Annotated in this window: 20 protein-coding genes; 8 read left to right on the top strand and 12 right to left on the bottom strand. The window is 33.7% G+C overall.

Annotated elements, in window-relative coordinates:
- Positions 1-298: 298 nt before the first annotated feature.
- From lrgB to lytS, 4 genes are all read right to left on the bottom strand, one after another.
- Positions 299-991, bottom strand: coding sequence for an antiholin-like protein LrgB (gene lrgB / locus AC0NJG_RS22260; RefSeq protein WP_029440323.1), 693 nt, complete (start codon positions 989-991; stop codon positions 299-301).
- A 34-nt stretch (positions 992-1025) separates the two neighbouring features.
- The gene (lrgA, locus tag AC0NJG_RS22255; RefSeq protein ID WP_000104901.1) at positions 1026-1457 is read right to left on the bottom strand and encodes an antiholin-like murein hydrolase modulator LrgA; all 432 of its coding nucleotides are present in this window, start codon (positions 1455-1457) and stop codon (positions 1026-1028) included.
- Positions 1458-1589: 132 nt separating this feature from the next.
- The gene (locus AC0NJG_RS22250; protein ID WP_087955235.1) at positions 1590-2330 is read right to left on the bottom strand and encodes a LytR/AlgR family response regulator transcription factor; all 741 of its coding nucleotides are present in this window, start codon (positions 2328-2330) and stop codon (positions 1590-1592) included.
- Positions 2308-4077: a two-component system sensor histidine kinase LytS gene (lytS, locus tag AC0NJG_RS22245; RefSeq protein ID WP_474063452.1), complete on the bottom strand. Its 1770-nt coding sequence runs from the start codon at positions 4075-4077 to the stop codon at positions 2308-2310. The genes AC0NJG_RS22250 and lytS overlap by 23 nt, the downstream gene beginning before the upstream one ends.
- Positions 4078-4405: 328 nt before the next feature.
- Between lytS and AC0NJG_RS22240 the strand changes: the two genes are divergently transcribed.
- A complete protein-coding gene (locus AC0NJG_RS22240; protein ID WP_087955237.1) occupies positions 4406-5704 on the top strand; it encodes an MFS transporter in 1299 nt (432 codons plus the stop codon).
- Between the two features lie 95 nt (positions 5705-5799).
- Here AC0NJG_RS22240 and AC0NJG_RS22235 read toward each other — a convergent pair whose 3' ends face one another.
- The gene (locus AC0NJG_RS22235; protein ID WP_061184141.1) at positions 5800-7368 is read right to left on the bottom strand and encodes a BCCT family transporter; all 1569 of its coding nucleotides are present in this window, start codon (positions 7366-7368) and stop codon (positions 5800-5802) included.
- Positions 7369-7731: 363 nt separating this feature from the next.
- Complete coding sequence (locus AC0NJG_RS22230) at positions 7732-8802, bottom strand: nitric oxide synthase oxygenase (protein WP_474063451.1); 1071 nt, start codon at positions 8800-8802, stop codon at positions 7732-7734.
- 216 nt (positions 8803-9018) lie between these two features.
- Here AC0NJG_RS22230 and sodA point away from each other — a divergent pair, with 216 nt between their 5' ends.
- Positions 9019-9645, top strand: a complete 627-nt coding sequence (gene sodA / locus AC0NJG_RS22225; protein WP_474063450.1) for a superoxide dismutase [Mn] — start codon at positions 9019-9021, stop codon at positions 9643-9645.
- 88 nt (positions 9646-9733) lie between these two features.
- Here sodA and AC0NJG_RS22220 read toward each other — a convergent pair whose 3' ends face one another.
- From AC0NJG_RS22220 to AC0NJG_RS22210, 3 genes are all read right to left on the bottom strand, one after another.
- Positions 9734-10615, bottom strand: a complete 882-nt coding sequence (locus AC0NJG_RS22220; RefSeq protein WP_087955241.1) for an NAD-dependent epimerase/dehydratase family protein — start codon at positions 10613-10615, stop codon at positions 9734-9736.
- Positions 10616-10720: 105 nt separating this feature from the next.
- A complete protein-coding gene (locus AC0NJG_RS22215) occupies positions 10721-11311 on the bottom strand; it encodes an AmiS/UreI family transporter (RefSeq protein ID WP_000542562.1) in 591 nt (196 codons plus the stop codon).
- A gap of 435 nt (positions 11312-11746) precedes the next feature.
- Positions 11747-12565, bottom strand: coding sequence for an endo alpha-1,4 polygalactosaminidase (locus AC0NJG_RS22210; protein ID WP_088326491.1), 819 nt, complete (start codon positions 12563-12565; stop codon positions 11747-11749).
- Positions 12566-12861: 296 nt separating this feature from the next.
- On the opposite strand from AC0NJG_RS22210, the gene AC0NJG_RS22205 reads away from it, so the two are divergent.
- The 5 genes from AC0NJG_RS22205 to pelG are packed head-to-tail and all read left to right on the top strand — an operon-like array spanning position 12862 to position 19688.
- Positions 12862-14085 (top strand): GAF domain-containing protein, encoded by a 1224-nt coding sequence (locus tag AC0NJG_RS22205; RefSeq protein WP_087955243.1) that lies wholly within the window; start codon positions 12862-12864, stop codon positions 14083-14085.
- A complete protein-coding gene (locus AC0NJG_RS22200; protein ID WP_048553354.1) occupies positions 14085-15005 on the top strand; it encodes a tetratricopeptide repeat protein in 921 nt (306 codons plus the stop codon). Before AC0NJG_RS22205 ends, AC0NJG_RS22200 begins: the two co-directional genes overlap by 1 nt.
- The gene (locus tag AC0NJG_RS22195) at positions 14989-16821 is read left to right on the top strand and encodes a DUF2194 domain-containing protein (protein WP_474063449.1); all 1833 of its coding nucleotides are present in this window, start codon (positions 14989-14991) and stop codon (positions 16819-16821) included. The genes AC0NJG_RS22200 and AC0NJG_RS22195 overlap by 17 nt, the downstream gene beginning before the upstream one ends.
- A 3-nt stretch (positions 16822-16824) precedes the next feature.
- On the top strand, positions 16825-18246 hold the full coding sequence (pelF, locus tag AC0NJG_RS22190) for a GT4 family glycosyltransferase PelF (RefSeq protein WP_001219499.1): 1422 nt from the start codon (positions 16825-16827) through the stop codon (positions 18244-18246).
- Positions 18234-19688 (top strand): exopolysaccharide Pel transporter PelG, encoded by a 1455-nt coding sequence (gene pelG, locus AC0NJG_RS22185; protein WP_014893388.1) that lies wholly within the window; start codon positions 18234-18236, stop codon positions 19686-19688. The genes pelF and pelG overlap by 13 nt, the downstream gene beginning before the upstream one ends.
- Before the next feature lie 50 nt (positions 19689-19738).
- Here the strand turns inward: pelG and galE are convergent, their stop codons facing one another.
- A complete protein-coding gene (galE, locus tag AC0NJG_RS22180) occupies positions 19739-20755 on the bottom strand; it encodes a UDP-glucose 4-epimerase GalE (RefSeq protein WP_000996533.1) in 1017 nt (338 codons plus the stop codon).
- Between the two features lie 186 nt (positions 20756-20941).
- A complete protein-coding gene (trhA, locus tag AC0NJG_RS22175) occupies positions 20942-21589 on the bottom strand; it encodes a PAQR family membrane homeostasis protein TrhA (protein ID WP_000995364.1) in 648 nt (215 codons plus the stop codon).
- 164 nt (positions 21590-21753) lie between these two features.
- Here trhA and AC0NJG_RS22170 point away from each other — a divergent pair, with 164 nt between their 5' ends.
- Entirely contained in the window at positions 21754-22314 is a 561-nt protein-coding gene (locus AC0NJG_RS22170) for a DUF1836 domain-containing protein (protein ID WP_088327984.1), read from the top strand.
- A 40-nt stretch (positions 22315-22354) separates the two neighbouring features.
- Here the strand turns inward: AC0NJG_RS22170 and dbpA are convergent, their stop codons facing one another.
- Entirely contained in the window at positions 22355-23800 is a 1446-nt protein-coding gene (gene dbpA / locus AC0NJG_RS22165; RefSeq protein WP_087995278.1) for an ATP-dependent RNA helicase DbpA, read from the bottom strand.
- Positions 23801-24211 lie beyond the last annotated feature (411 nt).

Below are 24211 nucleotides of genomic sequence, written 5' to 3'. Positions count from 1 at the left end.
TAAAGTAAAACGTTAATAAGTAGATTTTTCTCTCTTTTCTACTTTTAATTATTCATTCATATTAAGATTTTTATAAGCTCATTATACGCCTACCTTAGCAGATCTATAGTAGCTTACTTCTTATTTTACAATACAATGACCTAATTCAAAACGTATTCTACACAGTATTAATGAAGATTTAAGGAAACTTACATTTTGTCACAATAGGTCTTACCACTACTGTAACATAAAAAGCAAACTATCAGTAGAAATCTGTCCTACAAATAGCTTGCTTTTCTCATTTTTTAAGTAAGTTTTACTATCCAATGAATGGCATGAACATCGGTATGACAACTACCGTTACAACTCCAACTACTGTTACAGCAATACTTGCCATAGCTGCCTCTACTTCACCCATTTCAATTCCTACTGCCACTCCTAATGCGTGACCTGCTGTTCCAAGTGCTAAACCTTTTGCAATTGGATGTTTCACTCTAAATGTTTTTAAGAATAACGCTCCTAATGCGTATACGATAACTGCGTTAAAGATTACTGCAAACGATGTAATTGCTGGTATACCACCAATACTTTCAGAGATTGGTAACGCAATTGCTGTTGTTGCCGCTTGTGGTAACATTGAATTCATTACTGCTGTATCTAGGCCAATTGCTTTTGCAACAATGAACACGACAATTACTGAACAAATAGATCCAACCACGATAGCTGATAAAATTTGCCACCAATATTTTTTCAACTTATCGACTTGTTTATATAATGGAATTGCAAACGCAATTGTTGCTGGCTCTAAGAAAAAGCTAATCATTTTTCCACCAGTATTATATTCTTCGAAAGTAAAGTTACCTACTTTTAAAAAGATAATCCCTAATACCATTGCTACGAATAATGGTGTGAATAAGAAGAACCCTTTTGAATGCTTGAATAATAATGTTCCGATTCCGTATGCGATTAATGAAACGACGATTCCGAAATATGGAGTCATTGTGCTTGCCATGTTCATTCCCTCCTAACAATATATACTAAAATGGTTACGCAACTTTTCCGTGCTTGCGTCCTTTATTTACTACTTTCAATTCTTTTGTATCTTCTGTTTCTTTTTCATCTTTTCCTAAAATAAATTGTGCAAATAATCCTGTTACAGCGAGTAAAATAACTGTCGCGACAACAATTACAGTTAAAATTTGTACAAAATATTGTCCCATTACACCAAGAGAATTAATAACCGAAATACCTGATGGGACGAAAAGGAATCCGATAATACCTGTTAAAGCTGTTCCAAGTGATTCAACTTGTTCCAATTTAATAACCTTTAAACATAATAGACTAAATAAAATGACTAACCCGATTACCGATGAAGGCATCGGAATTGGTAAATGTGTTGCAATAATATTAGAAATTAACATAATAGCTGAGAATATGAATGCTTGTGATAAGAAACTATATACTTTTTTCGTACTCATTTTGGCCACCTCTTTCGATTTGGTACCTTTATTGTATAGGATATAATTAACTTAGTAAGCGTTTACATAACAGAACGTCAAATATACAGAATCAGTTACAAATATAAAAGGATGAAATACAAAAGCTGCTTCTTAAATACGAAGCAGCTTCTTGAGTTCTTTTGCATATGTACGACTAACAGGTACTTTTGATCCTTCTTTCATAATTAAATTATAAGTAGAGTTGAACCATGGCTGAATTTCAGTAATGTGATTAATATTTGCAATAAAACTACGATGAACACGCATAAAACTTGCTTGTGGCAACTTCTTTTCCAAAATCACAAGTGTATCGTGTGTTACATACATTTCCCTCATTGTTTTTACTGTCACTTTCCCATCTACAAGTCCTACATATACAATATCTTCAATATTAACAAGTACGATTGATTCTTCAATTGGTAATGCTAATTTATGCATCTCTGCCGTTACATCTGTTCCTTTTATTTCTTGCTTTGTTTCTATTTGCGCTTGTTTTTGCTTTTTATACTTCTTTAATGTTTGTACAATACGTTCTTCATCAAATGGCTTTAAAATATAGTCTAACGCGTCTACTTCAAATGCTTGCAGCGCATACTGATCGTATGCAGTAGCAAATACAATTGCAGGTGGATTTTTCATCTTCTTTAATATATTCGCGATTTCAAATCCGTTATCATCAGATAACTGAATGTCTAGGAAAACAATATCTGGTTTGTTTTTCATTAACTCTTCTAATGCGTCCTCTACACAATCAGCCTCACCAATTATCTCAACTTCCTTCGTTCTTTCTAATAAATACTTTAGTTCATCACGTGCTAACATTTCATCATCAACTACTAGTACTTTTAACAATCTGCTCTTCCTCCCCTACTTTTTTTGGAATAACAAAAGTAACCTCTGTCCCCTCATTTAATTCACTTTCAATATGAAGCATCGTTTCTTTCCCAAATAATCCAATAAGACGTTCATTAATATTATATAAAGCTGTTCCAGTCCCTTTCTTTGACGAAACTACCATCTTTCCTAATTGTTCTAAACGTTCTTCCTCAATTCCCTGCCCATTATCTTTTACTTCAAAATGAACCATACCCTCTTTTTCAAAAACATGCACTTCCACTTCGCATACTGGTTGCTTCTTCGGAAAGGCGTGTCGCAACGCATTTTCAACCAATAGTTGAAGAACAAATGGTGGTACTAAAGTTGTCTTTAGCTCATCCTCAATATACATCTTTACTTCATACTTATTTGGAAACCTTGCTTGTTCTAGCGATAAGTATGCCTGTACATGGTTTAATTCTTGTTCTAGTGGAATCAATAACTGACGTGCCCCTTGTAAATTACAACGGAAATACACACTAAGCTGTAATAATAACTTCCTTGCTTTTTCTACATCTGTTCGGCATAAAGCTGATACTGTATTAATCGCATTAAATAAAAAGTGCGGGTTAATTTGTGCTTGTAATGCCTTTATTTCCGCATCTTGCAATAATTTACTTTGTAACTCAGCTTCCCCTAATTCAAGTTGTGTAGAGAATATTTTTGCTAATCCTTCTGCTAATTCCTCTTCCACACGACTTAACTGGTTAGGATTTTTGAAATACAGTTTTAATGTCCCTATTGTATTTCCATGTGAAGTTAGTGGAATAACAATCGCCGCTTGCAAAGGGCAGCCTTCATGTTGACAATTAATAACCTCACGTGATTTTGCTTTCATTATTTTCCCTGTGTGTAACACTTCTTTCGACAAACCAGTTATTAAACTATGTGAAGGAATATGGTGATCTGATGCTAATCCAACATGAGCTAATATTTTCTCTGTATCTGTTAAGGATACCGCATCTGTTCCTGTAAAACGGTGAATAATTTGTGCCACATGCTTACATGATTCTTCTGTTAAGCCTTGGCGAAAATACGGTAACGTTTTATCTGCAATACGTAATACCTTATGAGTCTGAAGTGCCTTTGCGTTCTCTTCCTGACGCAATATAGCTTGTATCATAGAAAGTAAAATAAAACTTCCAAAACTATTTACAAGGATCATTGGTATCGCAATTGTTTTCACAATACTCATTCCATCCTCTACAATTGATAAGATCATAATCATTTCTAAAGAAACGATAAACACACTTAAAACCGCTGAGAATTTAGGCGTAATTATACGATTATACTTTTTGAAAATGTATCCGATATAACCAGTTATAACACCTGCTAAAATTGAAGAGATTGCACAACTTAGCGCCGTCGTCCCGCCAAGCATATAACGATGAATACCAGCGATTGATCCTACCCCAATTCCAACGATAGGTCCGCCAAGCAATCCACTAATTCCAACGCCCATAATACGTGTATTCGCAATGGTACTCGATGATGAAACACCTTGTAGCCAATTTTCATTCATAATTGTATTCCCAGCAATTTCAATTCCCGTGTAATTGCTTACAATTGTAAACACTGAAAAAATACAAATAAGCTTAAGCTTATCTACATACCCATCTTGCTTATGAAGAAGGCGCCTGAACGTTTTAATATGCGAAAGTAAAAACCCTAAAATAACAATAAGCCCGACGCGTTCAATCATCATAAGTACTAAATTTAGCATCTGTGATTCATTCCTTTTTATATGAGTTAGTTTTATTATGGGAAAATAATGAAGTGGGCGTCAAGAAGAATGAAATATCTTTTGCAATATTTTACACATAACAATTCCCGCTCTATTTGACAATCCAATAGAAGAGTGCTAAAAATAAAGTAATATAATACAGTCCTTTAATCCAACCCCGTGAGGTTGAGAAGGAAGTCGGAATATACTATACGTATGGCCTTTTTTAGGAATACGTATGCTTTTTTGGCCTTCTCATCATATCAGGTGAGAAGGCCTTTTGTTATTCTTCCATAGCGACTGTAGAAGAAAATAAGGAGGAGTAATGATGAACGTCACTACTGATGTACAATCAACAACAGAGGAAACGAAAGAGAAAAGATATAAAACATTATTTGGGTCTGCGCTAGGATATGCAGCAGAAGGCTTAGATATGTTGCTCTTATCTTTCGTACTTGTCTACATTTTAAAAGAATTTCATTTAAGCCCTGTTGAAGGTGGAAACTTAACTTTAGCTACCACAATAGGAATGCTAATTGGGTCTTATTTATTTGGATTTATTGCTGATTTATTTGGGCGTATCCGTACAATGGCCTTCACGATCTTACTATTTTCACTCGCAACAGCACTTATTTATTTCGCAACAGATTATTGGCAATTATTAATTCTTCGCTTTTTAGTGGGAATGGGAGTTGGTGGTGAATTCGGGATTGGAATGGCCATCGTAACTGAAACATGGTCTAAAGAAATGCGCGCTAAGGCGACATCCGTTGTTGCACTTGGATGGCAATTTGGCGTACTAGTGGCTTCACTCCTTCCAGCATTTATTGTCCCGCATTTTGGATGGAGAGCTGTTTTCTTATTTGGACTTATTCCCGCTTTATTAGCTGTTTATGTACGAAAAAGTTTAAGTGAACCGAAAATATGGGAACAAAAACAACGATACAAAAAAGAATTGTTACAAAAAGAGGCTGAAGGCAGTTTAACAACTACTGAGGCTGAACAATTAAAACAAATGAAAAAGTTCCCACTTCGAAAGCTATTTGCAAATAAAAAAGTAACAATAACAACAATTGGGCTTATTATTATGTCATTCATCCAGAACTTCGGATATTATGGCATCTTTACATGGATGCCAACTATTTTAGCGAATAAATATAACTACACATTAGCAAAAGCAAGTGGTTGGATGTTCATTTCTACGATCGGTATGTTAATTGGAATTGCAACTTTTGGTATTCTAGCCGATAAAATTGGTCGCCGTAAAACTTTTACAATCTATTATGTCGGTGGTACTATATACTGTCTCATTTACTTCTTCTTATTCACAGACTCAACATTATTGTTATGGGGAAGCGCATTACTTGGATTCTTTGCAAATGGCATGATGGGAGGCTTCGGAGCAATTTTAGCTGAAAACTATCCTGCTGAAGCTCGATCTACAGCAGAAAACTTTATTTTCGGTACTGGACGTGGTTTAGCTGGCTTTGGACCTGTTATTATCGGATTACTTGCTGCAGGTGGCAATTTAATGGGAGCATTATCTCTTATCTTCATCATCTATCCAATCGGTTTAGTTACAATGTTACTATGTGTCCCAGAGACGAAAGATAAAGTATTAGAATAGATGGAAACTGCACAGTGTACGGTAGTTATATAAGTAGTAAAGAGGAAGCATCTCAAATGAAATGCTTCCTCTTTTGATATAAAATATACAATTATTTATTTTGATCTACTAGCTTTTTGGAACAAGAAGCTAGTTTTATCTTCTTCTTTTACAATGCCTTGTTTTAATGCTAGTTCCCCTGCAACTTTAGGCGCTAGCCATAGCATTGGGAGTAACAGGATGGATACCGGGACAGCTGTTACTACGATGAATGATTGCAATGCATTAATACTTCCCTCACCCATGTATAACAGAATTGCCGCAACTGCTCCCATAATAAGCGACCAAAAAATTCGTAAGCTAATTCTAGGATCTCCGTCTCCAGTCACTGCCATCGAAATCGAATAAGCCATTGAATCTCCTGTTGTCACTACAAATAAAATTGTTAATAAAAGAAATGCCGGCCCAATAATATGAGAGAGTGGCAGTTGCTCTGTAATTGCAATCATAGCAGCTGGCATACCCGATTCACTTAATGCGCTTGAAATAGAACCAGGTTTCATCAATTCATAAAACACACCTGATCCTCCCAGAATTGTAAACCAAAACGTTGTAATAATAGGTGCAATAATTCCAATTGCAACGATGATTTCTCGAATCGTTCTTCCTCTTGAAATACGGCTCACTAAAATTGCCATCATCGGTCCATATCCAATAAACCATCCCCAGAAAAAGATTGTCCACGATCCTAACCAACCTGTATCACCGCGGTATGTGCTCATTGGAATAAATTCATTTATATAAAATCCAAACGAAGATACAAACGAATCAATAATAAATCCACCTGGTCCACATAATAATACAAATACCATTAATAAAATCGCTAATTTAACATTTAAATCGCTTATAATTTGAATCCCTTTATTAATTCCTGTTACTGCAGATATAGTAGAAACCGCAACTACACAAATAATAATTGCTAATTGAGTAGTAAAAACATCAGGAATATTAAACAATGCTTGTAAGCCATAACTTGCTTGTAAGCCTAAAAATCCGATCGGTCCAATCGTCCCTGCAGCTACCGCAATAATGGCAAATGCATCAATCATTGTTCCAAGCAAACTCTTTCGCAATTTCTCACCAAAAATAGGATATAAAAGCGTTCGAGGTTTTAACGGCATACCTTTATGATAATGCCCATACATCATAACTACCGCACTGATTGTACCTAAAATCGTCCAAGCCAAGAAACCCCAATGCATATAACTTTGTGCTAAAGCAGGCATTACTGCTTCTTTCGTTCCAGCAGATATACCTTCATGTATCGGCGGCACCGTCATCAAGTGGTACATTGGCTCTGCAGCTGCCCAAAAAACGCCACCTCCGGCAAGTAATGTCGACATAATAATAGCAAGCCACTTTGCCGTACTAATCTCAGGCTTTTCTAATCCCCCAAGTTTAACTCTTCCATATTTCGAGAATGCCATACACATTGCAACAATAAATGTACCAATTAATAAAACTTGCCAGAAGGCACCAAAATATTTAATTGAAGCTGCAAAACTGCTATTAATGACTCCTTCTACATAATTTTTATTTAAGAAAACCGCAATTACAAATAATAAAAGCGAACCACCACTAATAAGAAATACAGGCCAATCCGTTTTTCGACTCTTCATCCTCATTTACACTTCCTCCTTCCTCAGCAATCTAAAAAAACAACTTTATTATGTTTTATTGTTTAAACCCAAAACACAATGATTATATAAGCATAATAATTCATCTATTTCCTACACACTTATGTTGTCCCTAAAAATATGCTAAACCCCTTATTTAAAAGAAAATTTCTATTCCTCTTACATAAAAAAGCAAAATAAAAGACCTTATATTTCTATAAGGTCTTTGAAACAGAAATTTGATTATAACATAAGGAACTCCTTGGTTCAAAAAGCCTCTTCCAAAAATAACCGATAGTAAAGGCTTCCATTTGCTACGTAACAGTAATTAAAAAAAATTATATTTTTACAGAAAATGCCCTATACTACAAACTATTTATGAAAAAAATTCGGCTTCAAAATTTCATTCGGATACGGTTTATGATAAATATGAGTGGTAGCTGGAGATAACGGCGGAATGAGCCACACCCAATTGCCCGTTACAACACGACCGCAAGCAGCTTCTTGCTTCTCAAATTGCTGAAATTGTTGAGCCGCAGTATGATGGTCAACAATACTAACTCCTTGTTTTTTAAAGGAATGTAAAACAGCCACGTTTAATTCAACTAACGCCTTATCTTTCCATAACGTACCGTTTCTCGATGTATCCAAATCCATCATTTCCGCAACTGCTGGAAGTAAATTATAACGATCGTGATCCGCTAAGTTACGTGCCCCAATCTCTGTTCCCATATACCATCCATTAAACGGAGCTGCTGTATAGGAAATACCGCCAATTTCTAAGCGCATATCTGAAATCATCGGAACCCCATACCATTTTGCTCCAAGTGACGAAATCGGGTATTCTGGGTGTTCAATTGGCACCTCTTTTACTTCTTCTTTCGGAATTTCTTTATATATAGGCGCTTTTCCATCTATAGAAAACACAAGTGGCAATACATCGAAATTCGTACCTTCTCCTTGCCAGCCAAGTTCCTGACAAAAATCTGTAAACGCAGCTGAATGAGAGTCACCAATCACTCCCATTTCTGTTTTATATCCTGCATACCGAATCAATTGGTGATTATAAATTCGTATATTATTTTCTTCACCTTGATATTGCTTAAATATTGTAATTGTCGGTTTCACTTTTCCGTCGTTCGTTGCATATTTAATATGATGAATTAATGCATTATATACACCTTCCTCATCATTTACTTCACGTGCATCTAATATGTGCATCTTACTCCAAAATAGTCTTCCTATACATCGATTACTATTGCGCCATGCCATTCGCGATCCGTGAACAAGTTCTTCAAATGTATGTTCATACGTCCCCGTCTTCTCTATTTCAACTCGAATTTCTTTCATGCGTTCTTCTATGAATTGTTCTTTATTAAGCTCTTTATAGCAAATCGTAATAAAATGACTCGCTTCCTCTATTAATTGCTTCGTTTTACTCATAAACGATCTCCTTCTATTTCAACAAAACGTTACTACTTTACAGTATAAGCAAAAAGAATAAGAGTCACAAACGAAATTCGAAGTGTTACTTTTATTGTAATATTTTTCAGAAAATTATAAGGATTGCTATTGACTTGTATAAAAAATAGTTGTATTTTTGACTCAGGTAAATTATTTTTACCAAGGTCAACTTTTAGAAAGAAAGGAGGGAATGTCATGTCTTCATTTCAATTGCCAAAGCTTTCATACGACTATGATGAACTAGAGCCATATATCGATAGCAATACACTTTCTATTCATCATGAAAAGCACCATGCGACATACGTAAATAATTTGAACGCTGCATTAGAAAACTATTCGGAATTACATAATAAATCTTTAGAAGAGTTACTATGTAATTTAGAAGCTTTACCAAAGGAAATTGTTACAGCTGTCAGAAATAACGGTGGTGGACATTATTGTCATAGTCTTTTTTGGGAAGTAATGAGCCCACGGGGTGGCGGCGAGCCTAATGGAGACGTTGCAAAAGTAATTGATTATTATTTCAATACCTTTGACAACTTAAAAGATCAACTGTCTAAAGTAGCAATTAGCCGCTTTGGAAGTGGTTATGGATGGCTTGTCCTTGATGGTGAAGAACTTACTGTAATGAGTACACCTAATCAAGATACACCTTTGCAAGAAGGTAAGATTCCATTACTCGTCATTGATGTATGGGAACATGCCTATTATTTAAAGTACCAAAATCGTCGCCCAGAATTTGTTACCAACTGGTGGCATACAGTGAACTGGGACTGGGTAAATGAAAAGTATTTACAAGCAATTCAATCACAAAAACATTAGTCGTGCGTATAAGGTAAGTTTGGTAATGTAAAATTAGTATTGTCGAAATCCTCCAGAATCCCCCGGATTGCCACCGGGGGATTTATGATCATTTCATTGCATGTATGTAATAACGTAATACTTTTTCTATTTCTATTTTCAACCCTCGGAACGGGAATCCTAATTCATTAGCTTTTCCATTATGTAATGTACAATTAGTCACTTCATTATAAGGTGCTACATGATCTCCTGCTTCTTGAACAAGTGCTTTTATTCCAGTAGTTTCTTCTATGAAATGAATAATGTCCCGAGCAGAAACTACCCCGTTGCTACAAGCATTAATTGGCCCTTCTATGTCTTTCATCCCACACCAAACTAAAAATCCCCCTGCTTCTTCTTCATGTATAAACGACAACTTTCCATCTAGATGATTCACTGCGACAGGTTCTTCTCTCACGATATGTTCAACGTAAAATTGTAACCTTTTCGTATAATCGTTTTCTCCAATAACAATCGGAAAACGAACTGCAACAACTGGGAATGTTGCTTGTTGAAATACAACGGCTTCGGCTAATCTCTTTCCTTCACCATAATTGAAGTCATTCCTATCTCCATACGCGATTGCATACTCGTAAGGATTGAAGTCTTCTTCTGATAAGCTTAGTGCAGGTTCATAGACGGCCATTGAAGATGTCATAACATATTTCTTCGTTTTCCCTCGTAAAACTTCACATATTATCTTCGCTGCATTCGAGCTATAGCATAAATTATCGTATACAATATCATAACTTTTATCTTCTAGACGCTCTGCTAGTTGTTTTTCATCTTCTCTATCTACAATAAGTCTTTTTACTGCACTTCCAAAAGAATCTTCCGTAATTCCTCTCGTCGCAATCGTTACATCGTGCCCCTCTTGCAAAAGTGCTTCTACTAAATGTTTACCAAAAAACCTTGTTCCCCCTAGCACCAATACTTTTTTCAACTTCATCATCCCCATTTTAGAAAATTGTAAGATACTACTTCTCTATTATAAGTGCTAACATATAAAAAGCATGGAATTCGTTTAACGATTCCATGCTTTTCTACAGAAAATATATTAACGTACTCGATATTTATAAATACAATAACAGAAGTATAAAATAGAAATTACAGATACATAAACCCATAATTCATATACGAATCCCTCTCCCCATACTCCCATAAAATAAAAGAGTGAAGGTAACGTCAATGTTACCCATGATTGTACGAAGGCAATCCTTCCAAGATATTGATTGATGTTCTTTTTTTGTGTATTTAATACAAAGAATAAATACCAAAGTAATGCCCACATAAACCACGTTAACGCATTCACAACATCGTGGAATTGAACAAATGAAACAATCATATAAAATAAAGCAATAATTGCTACCCAAATACAAAACCAACCTAGACCGCTACTATCCATTCCTTTTATAAAAGTAACACCTACATATAAATAGGTTAATCCGAATAAGAAAGTAGCTGCATATGAATATACCGTCCAATTACTTTGATCAGAAATCATGATTAAATAGAACGGAATAATAATTTGTAGTGCACCCACAAATAAATTAAAAACACCTGCACTTTTCATCTCTGCTTTTCCTAATATAACAAGACTATTTAAAAATAAAGCTGCACCCGAAAGTAATAATCCTACGTAACCCATATGTATTCGTGTGAAAGTCTTTCCCTTTCACACTTTTAACCTCCCCACAATATAAAGTGATTCTTTATTATTTTTCTTCCTATTTAAAACTACATACATAATTTTTAATCTAAATAAGTCAGACTTCCTACCTTTAAGAACACCAAATTTAAAACGCTTTCAATCATAAATAATCCTATCAGAACATTAATAGGATTCCTTGATTATAAACGTACTCTAACCATGACACAAGTATTGATGTTATTTTTAATATTACGTTTTTTATTTCTATAAAAATTAATAGGATAATGCATTTTTTCTATCTTATTCTACTAATTTCTAACATGGAATATTATAAAATGAGCTAGTCAGTAATACATTCATCTTTATAAGATAATCGTATACTGACCTAAACTTTCATAGTCAATATTGATAGCTTCTCATCCCTAATAATTGCTATTTATCATAAATATCATTCGGATTAATTGTAGGAATAAATCCATTTATAGAACTATATTTTTTAGATACGCTATTGGGAGTAACGGTAAACGTTACAATCTTATTACTTTCTTGTTTAAAATAGCGCATCCAATTTTGACTCCATTCATCTTTCGTAATAACTTGTTTATTGAAGTCCTCCCACAATACACCATGTATAAAATTCAAGGATGTATTTTTGATTGTGTCAAATCCCCAATTCTGTATAAGAAGCAAATCAGAATCAACACCTTTTATTTCTTTTAATAAATTTACATATGCTTCGCGAAATTTCCCTTGTGTAACTGGCTGATCATAAAAATAGTCATCAATATCACCAGCGGTATCTAAAAACACACCGTCTATTCCTTTTCCAATAACTTGCTGTTTCACCTTATTTACAATAATCCGCCGGTAATGTTCATCAGCTAAATTCATAATATATGTATCCCACTGCTCAATCTTCATTTTCTTACCGTCTCGATAATAATAGTCTGATTCAACTACTTGCGATTTATGCCACGATTCTAATTCTAAAACACTAACATACCCAAGGACTACTGTTCCTGATTTTTTTAATTGCTGAACTTGCTCTTTCGTAAATGCATATGGCTCTATAATGACCATGTCATACTTTGACAGTCCCTCAATTACTTGCTCATTTGCTTCACCATAATAAATTTTATAACTTCGTACATTTTTTAAAACTGGTTCCACGACATTTGCTTGGGCGGATGTACTTGAGGAAAAAAGAAAAGAAAATATAGCTAAAAAGCATATGGAACGTTTCCACTCCATAATAATATTACCCCCTATAAAACTGTAATTTTTTATCGTTTTAAATATTAATACAAGTATAGTAATACAATAACATTTTACATTTTTTCAAGCTCGATATTTAATAAAAATCCCAATAAATACAATACATTAACAAAAATTAGAATTTATTACACTTGAATTTACTACATCTCTGTTGATAAAATGATTTGGGCTTCATATATTATATATTTTAAAATAATTCTTTTAAATTATGTATTTTATTTCAGTGTACTATTCCTCAAAATTAAATTTGCAAACGAAAGAAGGGATTTTTTATGCACTATAGACAATCTAATTTATTACAAAAAATGATTGAACCTACGATTCTCTTTATTGCTCTATTTTTTCTCTCAATACTAACTGATTTTCTAACACCAACGTATGAATACTTCTTACTCTTATTTATTACATTAATTATTTCTAGCCGGTATGGCATATCTATCGCCCTTTTCACCTTTCTAGAAGCAATGATTTATATTTTTGTAAGCGGTATATATAAGGAAGATGATATATTACTGTACTTTTATTCATTAGATTACTGGATTAATTGGATTTTCTTACTTGTTATTAGTTTATGTTGTGGACTAATGAGTACTGCACAAAAAGAACGGTATGAAGATGTACATATGATAAATAATGAGCTAAAAGCCGAAAATAAAGAATTAAAATATGTTGTGAAACAATTGGATGAAACACGTATTACACTACGTTCTCGTGTACTTGAATCAAATAATCACTTATCTAAAATGTATCATATGTTTAAAGCTTTAAATCATACACATCCTGAAATTGTACTCGATGAGGGAATAAATGTATTAAAAATGTATTTCGGAGCAAAAAAAATTGGTATCTATCACGTCGATAACAATAAACAATCACTTCGTATTAAATTAAGAGCAGAAACTGGTAAAAATACCTTACCTCAATCCATTTTTGTTAAAAATGCTTCGCTAGTCATCAAAAATGCTCTAGCGCATAATCGACCTTTTTTCCGTACAGAAGAGGATTTTCAAGACGCTCCACTTTTAGTTGGTCCCGTCCTATTCCAAGATGATGTACAATACGTCATTATATTAGACGAAATTGAATTTTCAAAAGTAACTTCTGAGCAATTCGAACTTTTCACATGGTATTTACGCTGGATGGGTGATCGTTTACAAAACGCTTCTAATCTTTGGCTATCAAGTCAAGAGGATCGTACATTCCCTAAAACGAGCATTTATTATGAAGATGAATTTGAACATTTACTAAAAATAGAAAAGAAACGGTACGAAACATTATCTTATCCATATTCCTATTTTGAATTTACTGTTCCACAAGATTCCTTAGAAATGATAAATTCTATTTTAAAAGATCATTTGCGTGATATTGATATATTCGGTTATAACACGACCGAACAAAAAGTTATGATTCTATTACCTGGCACTGAAGAAAAGTTTTTATTACCAGTCCAAACTCGTATACAAAACGCTCTTTCTTCTAAAGGAGTGGTATTATAATGATTTTACTCCTTCTTTACTTTATTTATGCTATTTTGGTTTTTCTTTTATTTCGATTTACGAAAGGTTTGATTACTGAAGATAAGAAAGGAATTATTGAGTTTTGCTTGATTATCTCTCTCCTTTTCCCGCTTGTCGGACTTATTGTATCAGCAATCATGTTATTACTGAATATAAAACGCTCCAAAACCGAGTGGTTACAGCAATACTCTGAGTATGTTTCCTTTCAAGTTGATCATTATGAAGATATTTTGGCATCAGCAAAACAAGATATGGACCTAATTTCATTTTCTTCTGGATTAGAACTAGATAAGCCTGAATTACATAAACAACTCATTGTACAGTTAAGCTCCTCCCCTATTTCCAATGAAGGAGGCTTATTGAAAGAAGCCATTCACCATAAAGATCCTGAAACTGTACATTACGCAGCAACTACTATTAATTTACTAAATGAACGGTACGAAAAACAGATCGAATACTTAAATAAGCAATTTCTACAAAATCCACAAAATGAAATTGCAAAAGAGTTGGTTTCTAACTATTTAAGATATATAGACAGTGGTCTTCTTTCTAATCAGCAAAAGGAAAAAATAATCGCCGAATTTATGAATTTTATTACACAAAGTGTAGAACTTTTCCCTACTGAACCCCTTTATCCTTTCCACCTTGGAAATCTGTTTCTACATACAAAACAATATGCAAAGTCTGAAGAACAATTTTTAAATCTTATTCATTTCTATCCTGAATCATATTACGGTTACGTTGGATTACTTGAAATATATTATGAGCAAAAGTTATGGGACGAGCTCTATAACTTAATCAATAATCTAGCAGCTGCAAAAAGAGTTCATATACTACCGCGTAAATATCAATTATTTGTAAGGCAGTTTGGAGGCGCACACATTGAAAAAGGGGACTAATATATATATCGGCATTGTTAGTATCATTTTATTTCTCTTAATTATATCTATCCTTATATATCGAACAGAAAATTTCTATCAAAAGTTTTCTGTTCCTAAAACTAAAGAAACAGATACTGTTAAAACACTCAAAGCAAAAGATGTAGCCCAAAATGGACAAAAAATGCAATTATACGTTTTAAAAACGGATAATACATTAGGGCAACAAGTCGAATTTAATACGAAAAAGGCAATGGATTACGCACACCTACACTATAAAGATATTACAGCTAATGAAATTAAGGGACTTACTCCCTCTCCCTATACAGGAATTATTATTACAGGTGAAATAATGGCGCAACTTCCACAAGCTGATATTCAAAATTTTGTACAAATGGGCGGAAGGATTATTATCGCAAACCGACTTGATTCAGATCCTTCCTGGAACAAATTATTTGGTATTACCAAAAAAGAAGGCTTCAAAGATGTGAAAGGATTAACCTTTGAAGAAGTTTTATTCCCTGGTTATCCTGATCTCTCAAGTTCTTCTCCATTGTTCACTCATAGCTCAATGAATATTACGCTAGATGAGAATACAACTAATACTTGGATTACTGCAGAAGATACTCCCATCCTTTGGACCAATGACTACGGTGAAGGAAAAGTCTTATATTGGAATACAACAGCATTGAACGATAAATTAGGTAGAGGTATGTTCGTTCAATCACTGGGTACTATTTTCCCGACTTTCGCTACAGTACAACTTGGAGCGGAGATTATGTATATCGATGACTTCCCATCTCCAATTCCAAGTGGAGAACTAAAAAACTTAACAACAGAAAAAATTTCTGTTGAAGAATTTTATAAAAAACATTGGTGGAAAAATATGAAGGATATCTCTGAAGAGCTTGATATTAAATATACAGGGGTTGCAATTGGGACATACCAAAATAAAGTAACGCCACCTTTTGAAAATTTCACAGGTAAAAATAGAAATACCTATTTATTATTTGGGAGAGAATTATTAAGTCACGGTGGAGAAATCGGTATTCATGGCTATAACCATCAACCTTTATTATTACCACCAGACCCAGTAGATAAAGCACTTGAATATGTTCCATGGAATTCAAAAGAGGACATGGAGAGATCCTTAGATGCTTTACAAAAACTCGTGTATAACTTCTTTCCAAACGAAAAACTAAAAACCTATGTACCACCATCCAATATTATAAATACAACTGGATTAAGTGCATTAAACGACGCGGTTCCAACTATGGAAACAGTTGCTTCTCTATATGTGGGAAGTAAAAGTAACGGCAGTTTAATTCAAGAATTTGGACCAGACGAGCACAACAAAAATATTTATCACTTCCCGCGTATTACGAGTGGCTACGCTATCCCAGATGAAGAACAATTTATTTTAGCTGATGTTACCGCAAATTTAGGGGTTATCTCACATTTCGTCCATCCAGATGATATCCTTGATGAAAAACGTTCGGGTAATTTAACATGGGAAGAATTATTCAAAGCTTATAAAATGACAATTAAAGAAATACGAGAAAGATATCCTTATATAAAAAGTATGACACAAAGTGAAGCAACTGCTTCCATGAAAATTTATCAAACTGGTGATTTAGCTGTTTCTTATGAAGATGATGCTGTTCACATTGCATATAAAGGATTACCAAACCACACTGCAACGATTATACGTGTGGAAGAAGGGAAAAAATTGAAAACCGGTTCATTCCCATACGGCACAGTTACAAAGCTAGATTCACAAATTTATAGCGTTATATTAAAACAAGCTAACGCTACAATTCCAATTAAAGGGGTATAGCAGATGAGAATAGGTTTAGTCGTTGAAGGAAGTTATCCTTTTGTCAGTGGCGGAGTAGCAAGTTGGGTACAAATGATCATCCAACAATTTAAAGAACATGAATTCACCATTTTTGCGATCGTACCGCAAATAAAAACAGAAGAGGAATATCAATATGAAATTCCTAACAATGTAAAAGATATCATTATGATTCCCTTACAATCAGAAAGTGACTCAAAACATATAAAAACCAATTTAACGACTGATGAAGTACAAACACTTCAAAAATGGTTTACATTCCAGGCTAACGACACAGAAGCATTACAAATATTAGGGAACAAGCAAAAGCTAGGAACACTACATTCCTTCTTCGAAAGTCGTGAATTTTATGAAATAGTGAAAGAAAGCTATTTGTATGAAGAAAGTAGTGGTTCTTTCTTAAATTACTTTTGGATGTGGAGATCTATGTTCACACCAATCATTCAAATTTTACAAATTGATTTTCCTGAATTAGATCTTATCCATTCTGTATCTACAGGCTATGGTGGGCTTCTTGGAGCTGCAATTAGTGCCAAATCTGACATACCATTTATTCTAACAGAGCATGGTATTTATTCTCGGGAACGTGAAGAGGAAATACTCCAATCAACTTGGATACCAATCGAATACAAAAAAAGATGGGTTTCTTTCTTCCATCATTTATCTCACCAAGCATATGAACAAGCTGCTGATGTGATTACGTTATTCGGACGGAATAGTGCATATCAAAAAGAACTAGGAGCTCCGGCCCATAAACTGAAAATTGTTCCAAATGGTGTTACTTTATCTGACTATAAAGGGCTACGTAAGCCAAAACATAATTCAGATAAACTCATTATTTCTGCTATTATACGAGTTGTGCCAATTAAAGACGTAAAAACAATGATTTATGCAGCTAAATTATTATTAGAAAAAGATATTCCGTTTATCTTCTACTTATTAGGTCCTGATACAGAAGAACCAGAGTATGCCCAAGAATGTCGTGATTTAATTCAGCAACTTGGATTAAAAGAACATGTAATAATGACTGGCAGAGTAAACATTAAAGATTACTTAAAACAAACGGATATTCTCGTATTAACTAGCATATCTGAAGGACAACCACTAGCTATGTTAGAAGGAATGGCATCGGGATTACCATGGGTTGTTACAGACGTTGGTTCTTGTAAGGAGTTAATTTATGGACAAGATGAAGATCCTTACGGCCAATGTGGCTTTGTTGTACCACCTGTATCTCCTGAACAAGTTGCCACCCACTTAGAATGGTATTATCGCCACCCTGAATCCATTCAACAATTCGGAAACAATGGGCGTAATCGTATTGAAGCATATTATCAATTATCAGGTGTTGTTGATAGTTATCGTAAGCTTTATTTAGAAAGGGGTGCGAAAACATGGCAGGTATAGGATTTCGATTACAAAAATTATTTCAGGAAGACTACTATTCTTCAAGGGTAAAAGCTTATGGGTTTTCGTTATTTGTTACAGCTGGTCCTTGGTTAGTCGTTATTTTAGCAGTAACAACTATTCGATTCATTTTGAGTTTATTTCATTCTATTTCAATTGAAGAACAGCGCCTTTTCACTATTTCAATTTCATATTGCTTTATTTTTTCTCAAATTATTTACGGAGCATTGCAGCTCATTGTAACTAGATATGTAGCTGACCTTTTATACGAACAAAAAGCTGATAAAGTATTTTCTTCATTTTTAGGAATGACGAAGATCACACTTTTTTTAGCTATTATGTTATGGCTTTTGTTTGCATTTTTCACACCATTAGCTTTATATTATAAAATCGTGATGCTATTTTTATTTTTAGCTTTAAATATCATCTGGATTCAGTCCATTTATTTAACAGCAGCTAAAGATTATCAATCAATTGCACTGGCATTTTTAATCGGATCCATTTTTTCCCTATTAGGAATTATCCTAGTAGCTTACTGGCACCCTACACTTGGGTTAGAACATGGATCTGCCCTATTGCTTTTAATTTCGTTTACACTCGGTACTTTCATTACACTAGTATGGTTAAGTATCGTTATTGTACGAATGTTTCCAAATAGTGATGCTACTGAACAATTTACCTTTCTGTCTTATTTAGATAAATATCCAGAATTATTTTGGTCAAGCCTCTTTTACAATGTGGGTATTTGGGTATGTAATTTTGTTATTTGGTTTGGAGACGGTCGGGGAAATATTGAAAACACATTTATTTATCATCAAATTTATGATACTTCTGTTTTCTGGGCGTATTTAAGTATTATCCCAACCTATATTTTCTTTGTAGTATCCATTGAAACCAGGTTTTATGAAAGATATAAAAAGTTCTTCGGTTCGGTAAACAATGGCGGAACATTACATACGCTTTTACAATTGAAGGATTCCATGAACTTTGTCTTAAAGCAGGAAATGGAACGTATCCTTCGTAATCAAGGTATTTTTTCCTTACTTATTATTTTTATAATATGGATGTTTAGTTCGCAATCTGGAAACATAACACTTAATTACTCTATTCTGCAACTAACTATAGTTGGTGCTTATGCAAATGGAATGGTACTCGTTATTACATTACTACTCCTATACTTTGAGGATCGTAAAGGGGCATTTCGAACATCAGCTATTTTCTTTTTTGCAAACTTGTTATTAAGCCTTATCCTGCTTCCATTTGGATTCAATGGTTACGGCATTAGTTTTGCAGTTGGATCCTCTATTACATTCCTATATGCTATTTCTAGGCTCTTTACTTACATTAAAGATATTGATTATTATACATTTTGCCAGTCAAATATTCCTATAAAACAGCGGACTTTTTTTACCAAATTAGCTAATAAACTTAACGGGAAATAAATACAAAAATGACCTTTGCTTATGCAAAGGTCATTTTTTGTATCTACATATTAAACTTCCAAATAGCCATTTTTATTATTTGATTGCCATCTCCAAGAATCTGCACACATTTCTTCTAATCCACGTTTTGCTTCCCATCCTAGTTCACGTTTTGCCTTTGATGCATCTGCAAAACATATTGCCACATCACCAGGACGACGCTCTGTAATTTTATAAGGAACTTTTTTTCCTGAAACCCTTTCAAATGCTTCAACCATCTCAAGTACACTATACCCTGTACCTGTGCCCAGATTATAAGCATCTACTCCTGTTGTATTCAGTACTTTCTCTAGCGCTTTTACGTGACCTTTTGCTAAGTCTACAACATGTATGTAGTCACGGATGCCTGTTCCATCTTTCGTTGGGTAGTCATTTCCAAATACACTTAATTCTTTTAGCTTACCTACTGCCACTTGTGTGACATATGGCATTAAGTTATTTGGAATTCCATTTGGATCCTCTCCAATACGTCCACTTTCATGTGCACCAAATGGGTTGAAATAGCGAAGTAACGCGATACTCCATTCTCTATCTGCAAATGCTACATCACGCATAATTTGCTCAATCATTAATTTCGTTTGACCATATGGATTTGTTGCACTTAATGGAAACTCTTCTGTAATCGGTGACGTTTCCGGGATACCATATACAGTTGCGGATGAACTAAAAATCATCTTCTTTACATTATGTTTCTGCATTACTTCACATAGCACTAAAGTGCTCGTAATGTTGTTATGATAATATGTTAATGGAATTGCTACTGATTCCCCTACAGCTTTAAATCCTGCAAAGTGAATAACTGCTTCGATTGCATTTTCTTCAAAAATTGCGTCAAGTGCTTCTTGATTTAAAACATCTTCTTTATAAAACTTAAATTGTTTTCCTGTTATTTCTTTCACTCGATTTATAGATTCTACCGAGCTATTCGAAAGATTATCAACTACTATAATTTCGTAACCGCTATTTAGTAATTCTACACATGTATGACTACCAATGTACCCTGCTCCACCTGTTACAAGTATTGCCATAATTATAGTCCTCCATATTTTATTCATTATAAACTTCTCAAAGTATATCACATATTTCTTATCCTATGTTTAATATGCGAACACAGAAACTTACATTTTATCCCATAATAATTTTATAACATATACGATTCCGATCAAGTAATAAGAAAAACGCCACATAATTTTTGTTATGTGGCGTTTTTCTTATTAAATTACGTAACAATATACACTTAGAAAATGTGCAAGACTACCTAATAATACAAAAACGTGAAAAATTTCATGATGTCCCATATATTTAAACTCTAGCCATTTTGGCTTTGTTCCATAAATAAATCCACCAATTGTATAAAAAATGCCCCCAAGTACTAAGAACACAATGCCTCCTGTACTTAGATTCTCAGCTAACGGCGCAAAGAATAAAACAATTAACCAACCCATAGTAATATAAATTGCTGTCGATAACCATCTTGGACAATTAAACCAAAACATTTTAAACACAATGCCACAAATCGCAGTTGCATAGACTAAACAAAATAATAGCAAACCACTTGCTGAATTTAATGTAATTAAGCAAAAGGGTGCATATGTACCTGCAATTAATATAAAAATCATAGAATGATCTAGCTTCCTAAAGAAGTAAATAACACGTTCATTGGCCACAACACTATGATATACAGCTGATGCCGTATAAAGGACCATCATTCCAATCCCAAACAAAATAACAGCTGTAATTGCAGCAAATGATGGCATCTTGATAGAAACTTTCACAAGCATAGCTAATAAGGCAATAAATGATAATATCGCTCCACCTAAGTGAGTAAATGCATTAACTGGTTCCCTCACATAAGCATTCATAATAACACCCCTCATATAATTACATATAGTTTTAATAACTACATGTAATTATATACACATTTCTTTTTAAGGTCAACATTTACAATTTATTTGTTTCGTAATACCATATTTAAGGATGTATTAGACATTAAGTTCCACTAAGTTATAAAAGTGAGGGATTCTACGTGGAAAATATAAATGAATTACTTGAGACATTGCATTTAGAAAAAAATATTAAACTTGAGGATATTCCAAATGTTGACTTATATGTAGATCAAGTTGTCCAACTATTTGAGAATACTTATGCAGATACAACGAGAACTGATGATGAAAAAGTATTAACAAAAACGATGATTAATAATTACGCAAAAGGGAAACTATTCATCCCTATCAAAAATAAAAAGTATTCAAAAGAGCATATGATTTTAATTAGCCTAATTTATCAATTAAAAGGTGCTCTTTCCATTAACGACATAAAAAGTTCATTAGAAACTATAAATGACTCCTTATTAAATGATGATTCATTCGAATTAAATACGTTATACAAAAATTATCTTGCTCTTACTGAAAGCAATGTCGAAAGCTTTAAACAAGACGTAAATAACCGTGTTACAGAAGTAAATGAGATTTCTTCCTTAGAAGACACAGAGCTAGAAAAATTTCTACTACTAACATCCTTCGTGACTATGAGTAATATGTATAGACGTTTAGCGGAGCAACTAGTGGATGATTTAAAAGAATCATAAATAAAAAACTATCCACCTATTAAAGTGGATAGTTTTTTATTTACTTAATTGCTTCATGAACTTTTAGTTGTTTCCCTTTAATCGTTGTAGTCTTCATGACTTTCAAGACAAGTGGTCCTTTTCCATTTAATATTTCAACGTAAGAAACATTATCTTGTATCGTAATAATGCCTATATCTTCTGCTGTAACACCTTTAATTTTAGCAATTGTACCGACGAAATCTACCGCCCTAATTTTCTTTTTCTTCCCGCCATTAAAGTACAGCTTCATAATGCCTTTGTTGATGTCTGCATTTTTATCTTTCTTTATAATTGGTTTAGCATGTATCTTTTCTTCAAATACAGCTTTCCCTTTCATAACTTCTTCTTTTGAAGGTCCAATTGCCTTTGGAATTTCAAATCCAATATACTCCTCAATCTCTTCTAAAAATCTATTTTCATATGGTGTTATAAATGTAATAGCTTTTCCACTATTTCCAGCTCGTCCCGTTCTTCCAGTACGATGTACATAGCTTTCTTTTTCAAGTGGAATATCATAATTAATAACATGTGTAATATTATCAATATCAATTCCTCTCGCAGCTACGTCTGTTGCTACTAAATAACGGAATTTTCCTTTTCTAAAATCATCCATGACTTCAAAACGATCTTCTTGTACCATACCACCATGTATTTTGTCACAAGGATAGTTAGCTCGTTTTAATTGTCTATATACATGATCTACATTTTCTTGTGTACGGCAGAAAATGATACAGCTATCAGGATTCTCAATCGTTGTTACATCTTTAAGTAGTGAAAGCTTCTCGTCTTCTATCGCCTCAAAAAGAGTATGTTCAATTTTATCCGTCGTAATCCCAGCCGCTTTAATTTCAATATGAGTTGGTGCATTCATATATGTACGTGATAACCTTTCAACATCTTCCGGTAAAGTTGCTGAAAATAGCATTGTCATTCTATTTGTAGGTAATTCATCAATAATTGCCTCTACTTGATCGATAAAGCCCATGTTTAGCATTTCATCCGCTTCATCAATCACTAAATATTTTAATCGCTCTAAAGAAAGGGTCCCTTTTTCAATATGATCCAATACACGCCCTGGAGTCCCTACTACAATATGCGTCTTTTGCTTTAACTCTAATTTTTGACGTGCAAATGGGGATTTACCATAAATTGCGGCGGCTTTAATTCTTTTGAATCGCCCTATATTTGTAATATCTTCTTTCACCTGTACCGCAAGCTCTCTCGTTGGTGTTAAAACTAATGCTTGTGGTTTATTCTCTTCCCACTCCACCATTTCACAAAGTGGAATACCAAATGAAGCTGTTTTTCCACTTCCCGTCTGGGACTTCACAACAAGATCCTTCTTTTGTAATGCGACTGGAATAACCTCACCTTGTACTTCTGTTGGATGATCATACCCTAACCCAGTAAGTGCCCTTACAATTTCTTTACTTAATTTATACTCAAAAAAACCTTTTTTACTCATATATTAACCTCATTTTATTCTGTATTATTTTCTTTTTTATCTTTTGTATACGTTACTATCGCCCTACTTATTATACTTGAAACCTCGCATAAAAAGATGGATTATGCCAGATTCATCTTTTTATATAGAAATAAACCTTATCATTTCATATATTGTTCAACTACTTGATAACATCTTTTGCTCGTATTGTTAGCATTAACCTTTTCATAGAATCCTACATCCGCCCCAAAAAAATAAAAAGAATACATACATCCTTGTATAATTATCTTAATTTTTCAACCCTTTTTATAAACGAACAATACAAACAAAAAAACATTTTAAATTCGTTTTTAACGTTGTTTTTTAGATATAAAATCTACTTTTTAAAAAAACGTTAAGAAATCCTTTGACTTTTAAATGAAAACAATGTAA

The sequence above is a fragment of the Bacillus sp. SSR7 genome (assembly GCF_055902415.1).
The sequence above is the reverse complement of the archived record's forward strand: the minus strand, read 5'-3'. Positions and strand labels throughout refer to the sequence as shown.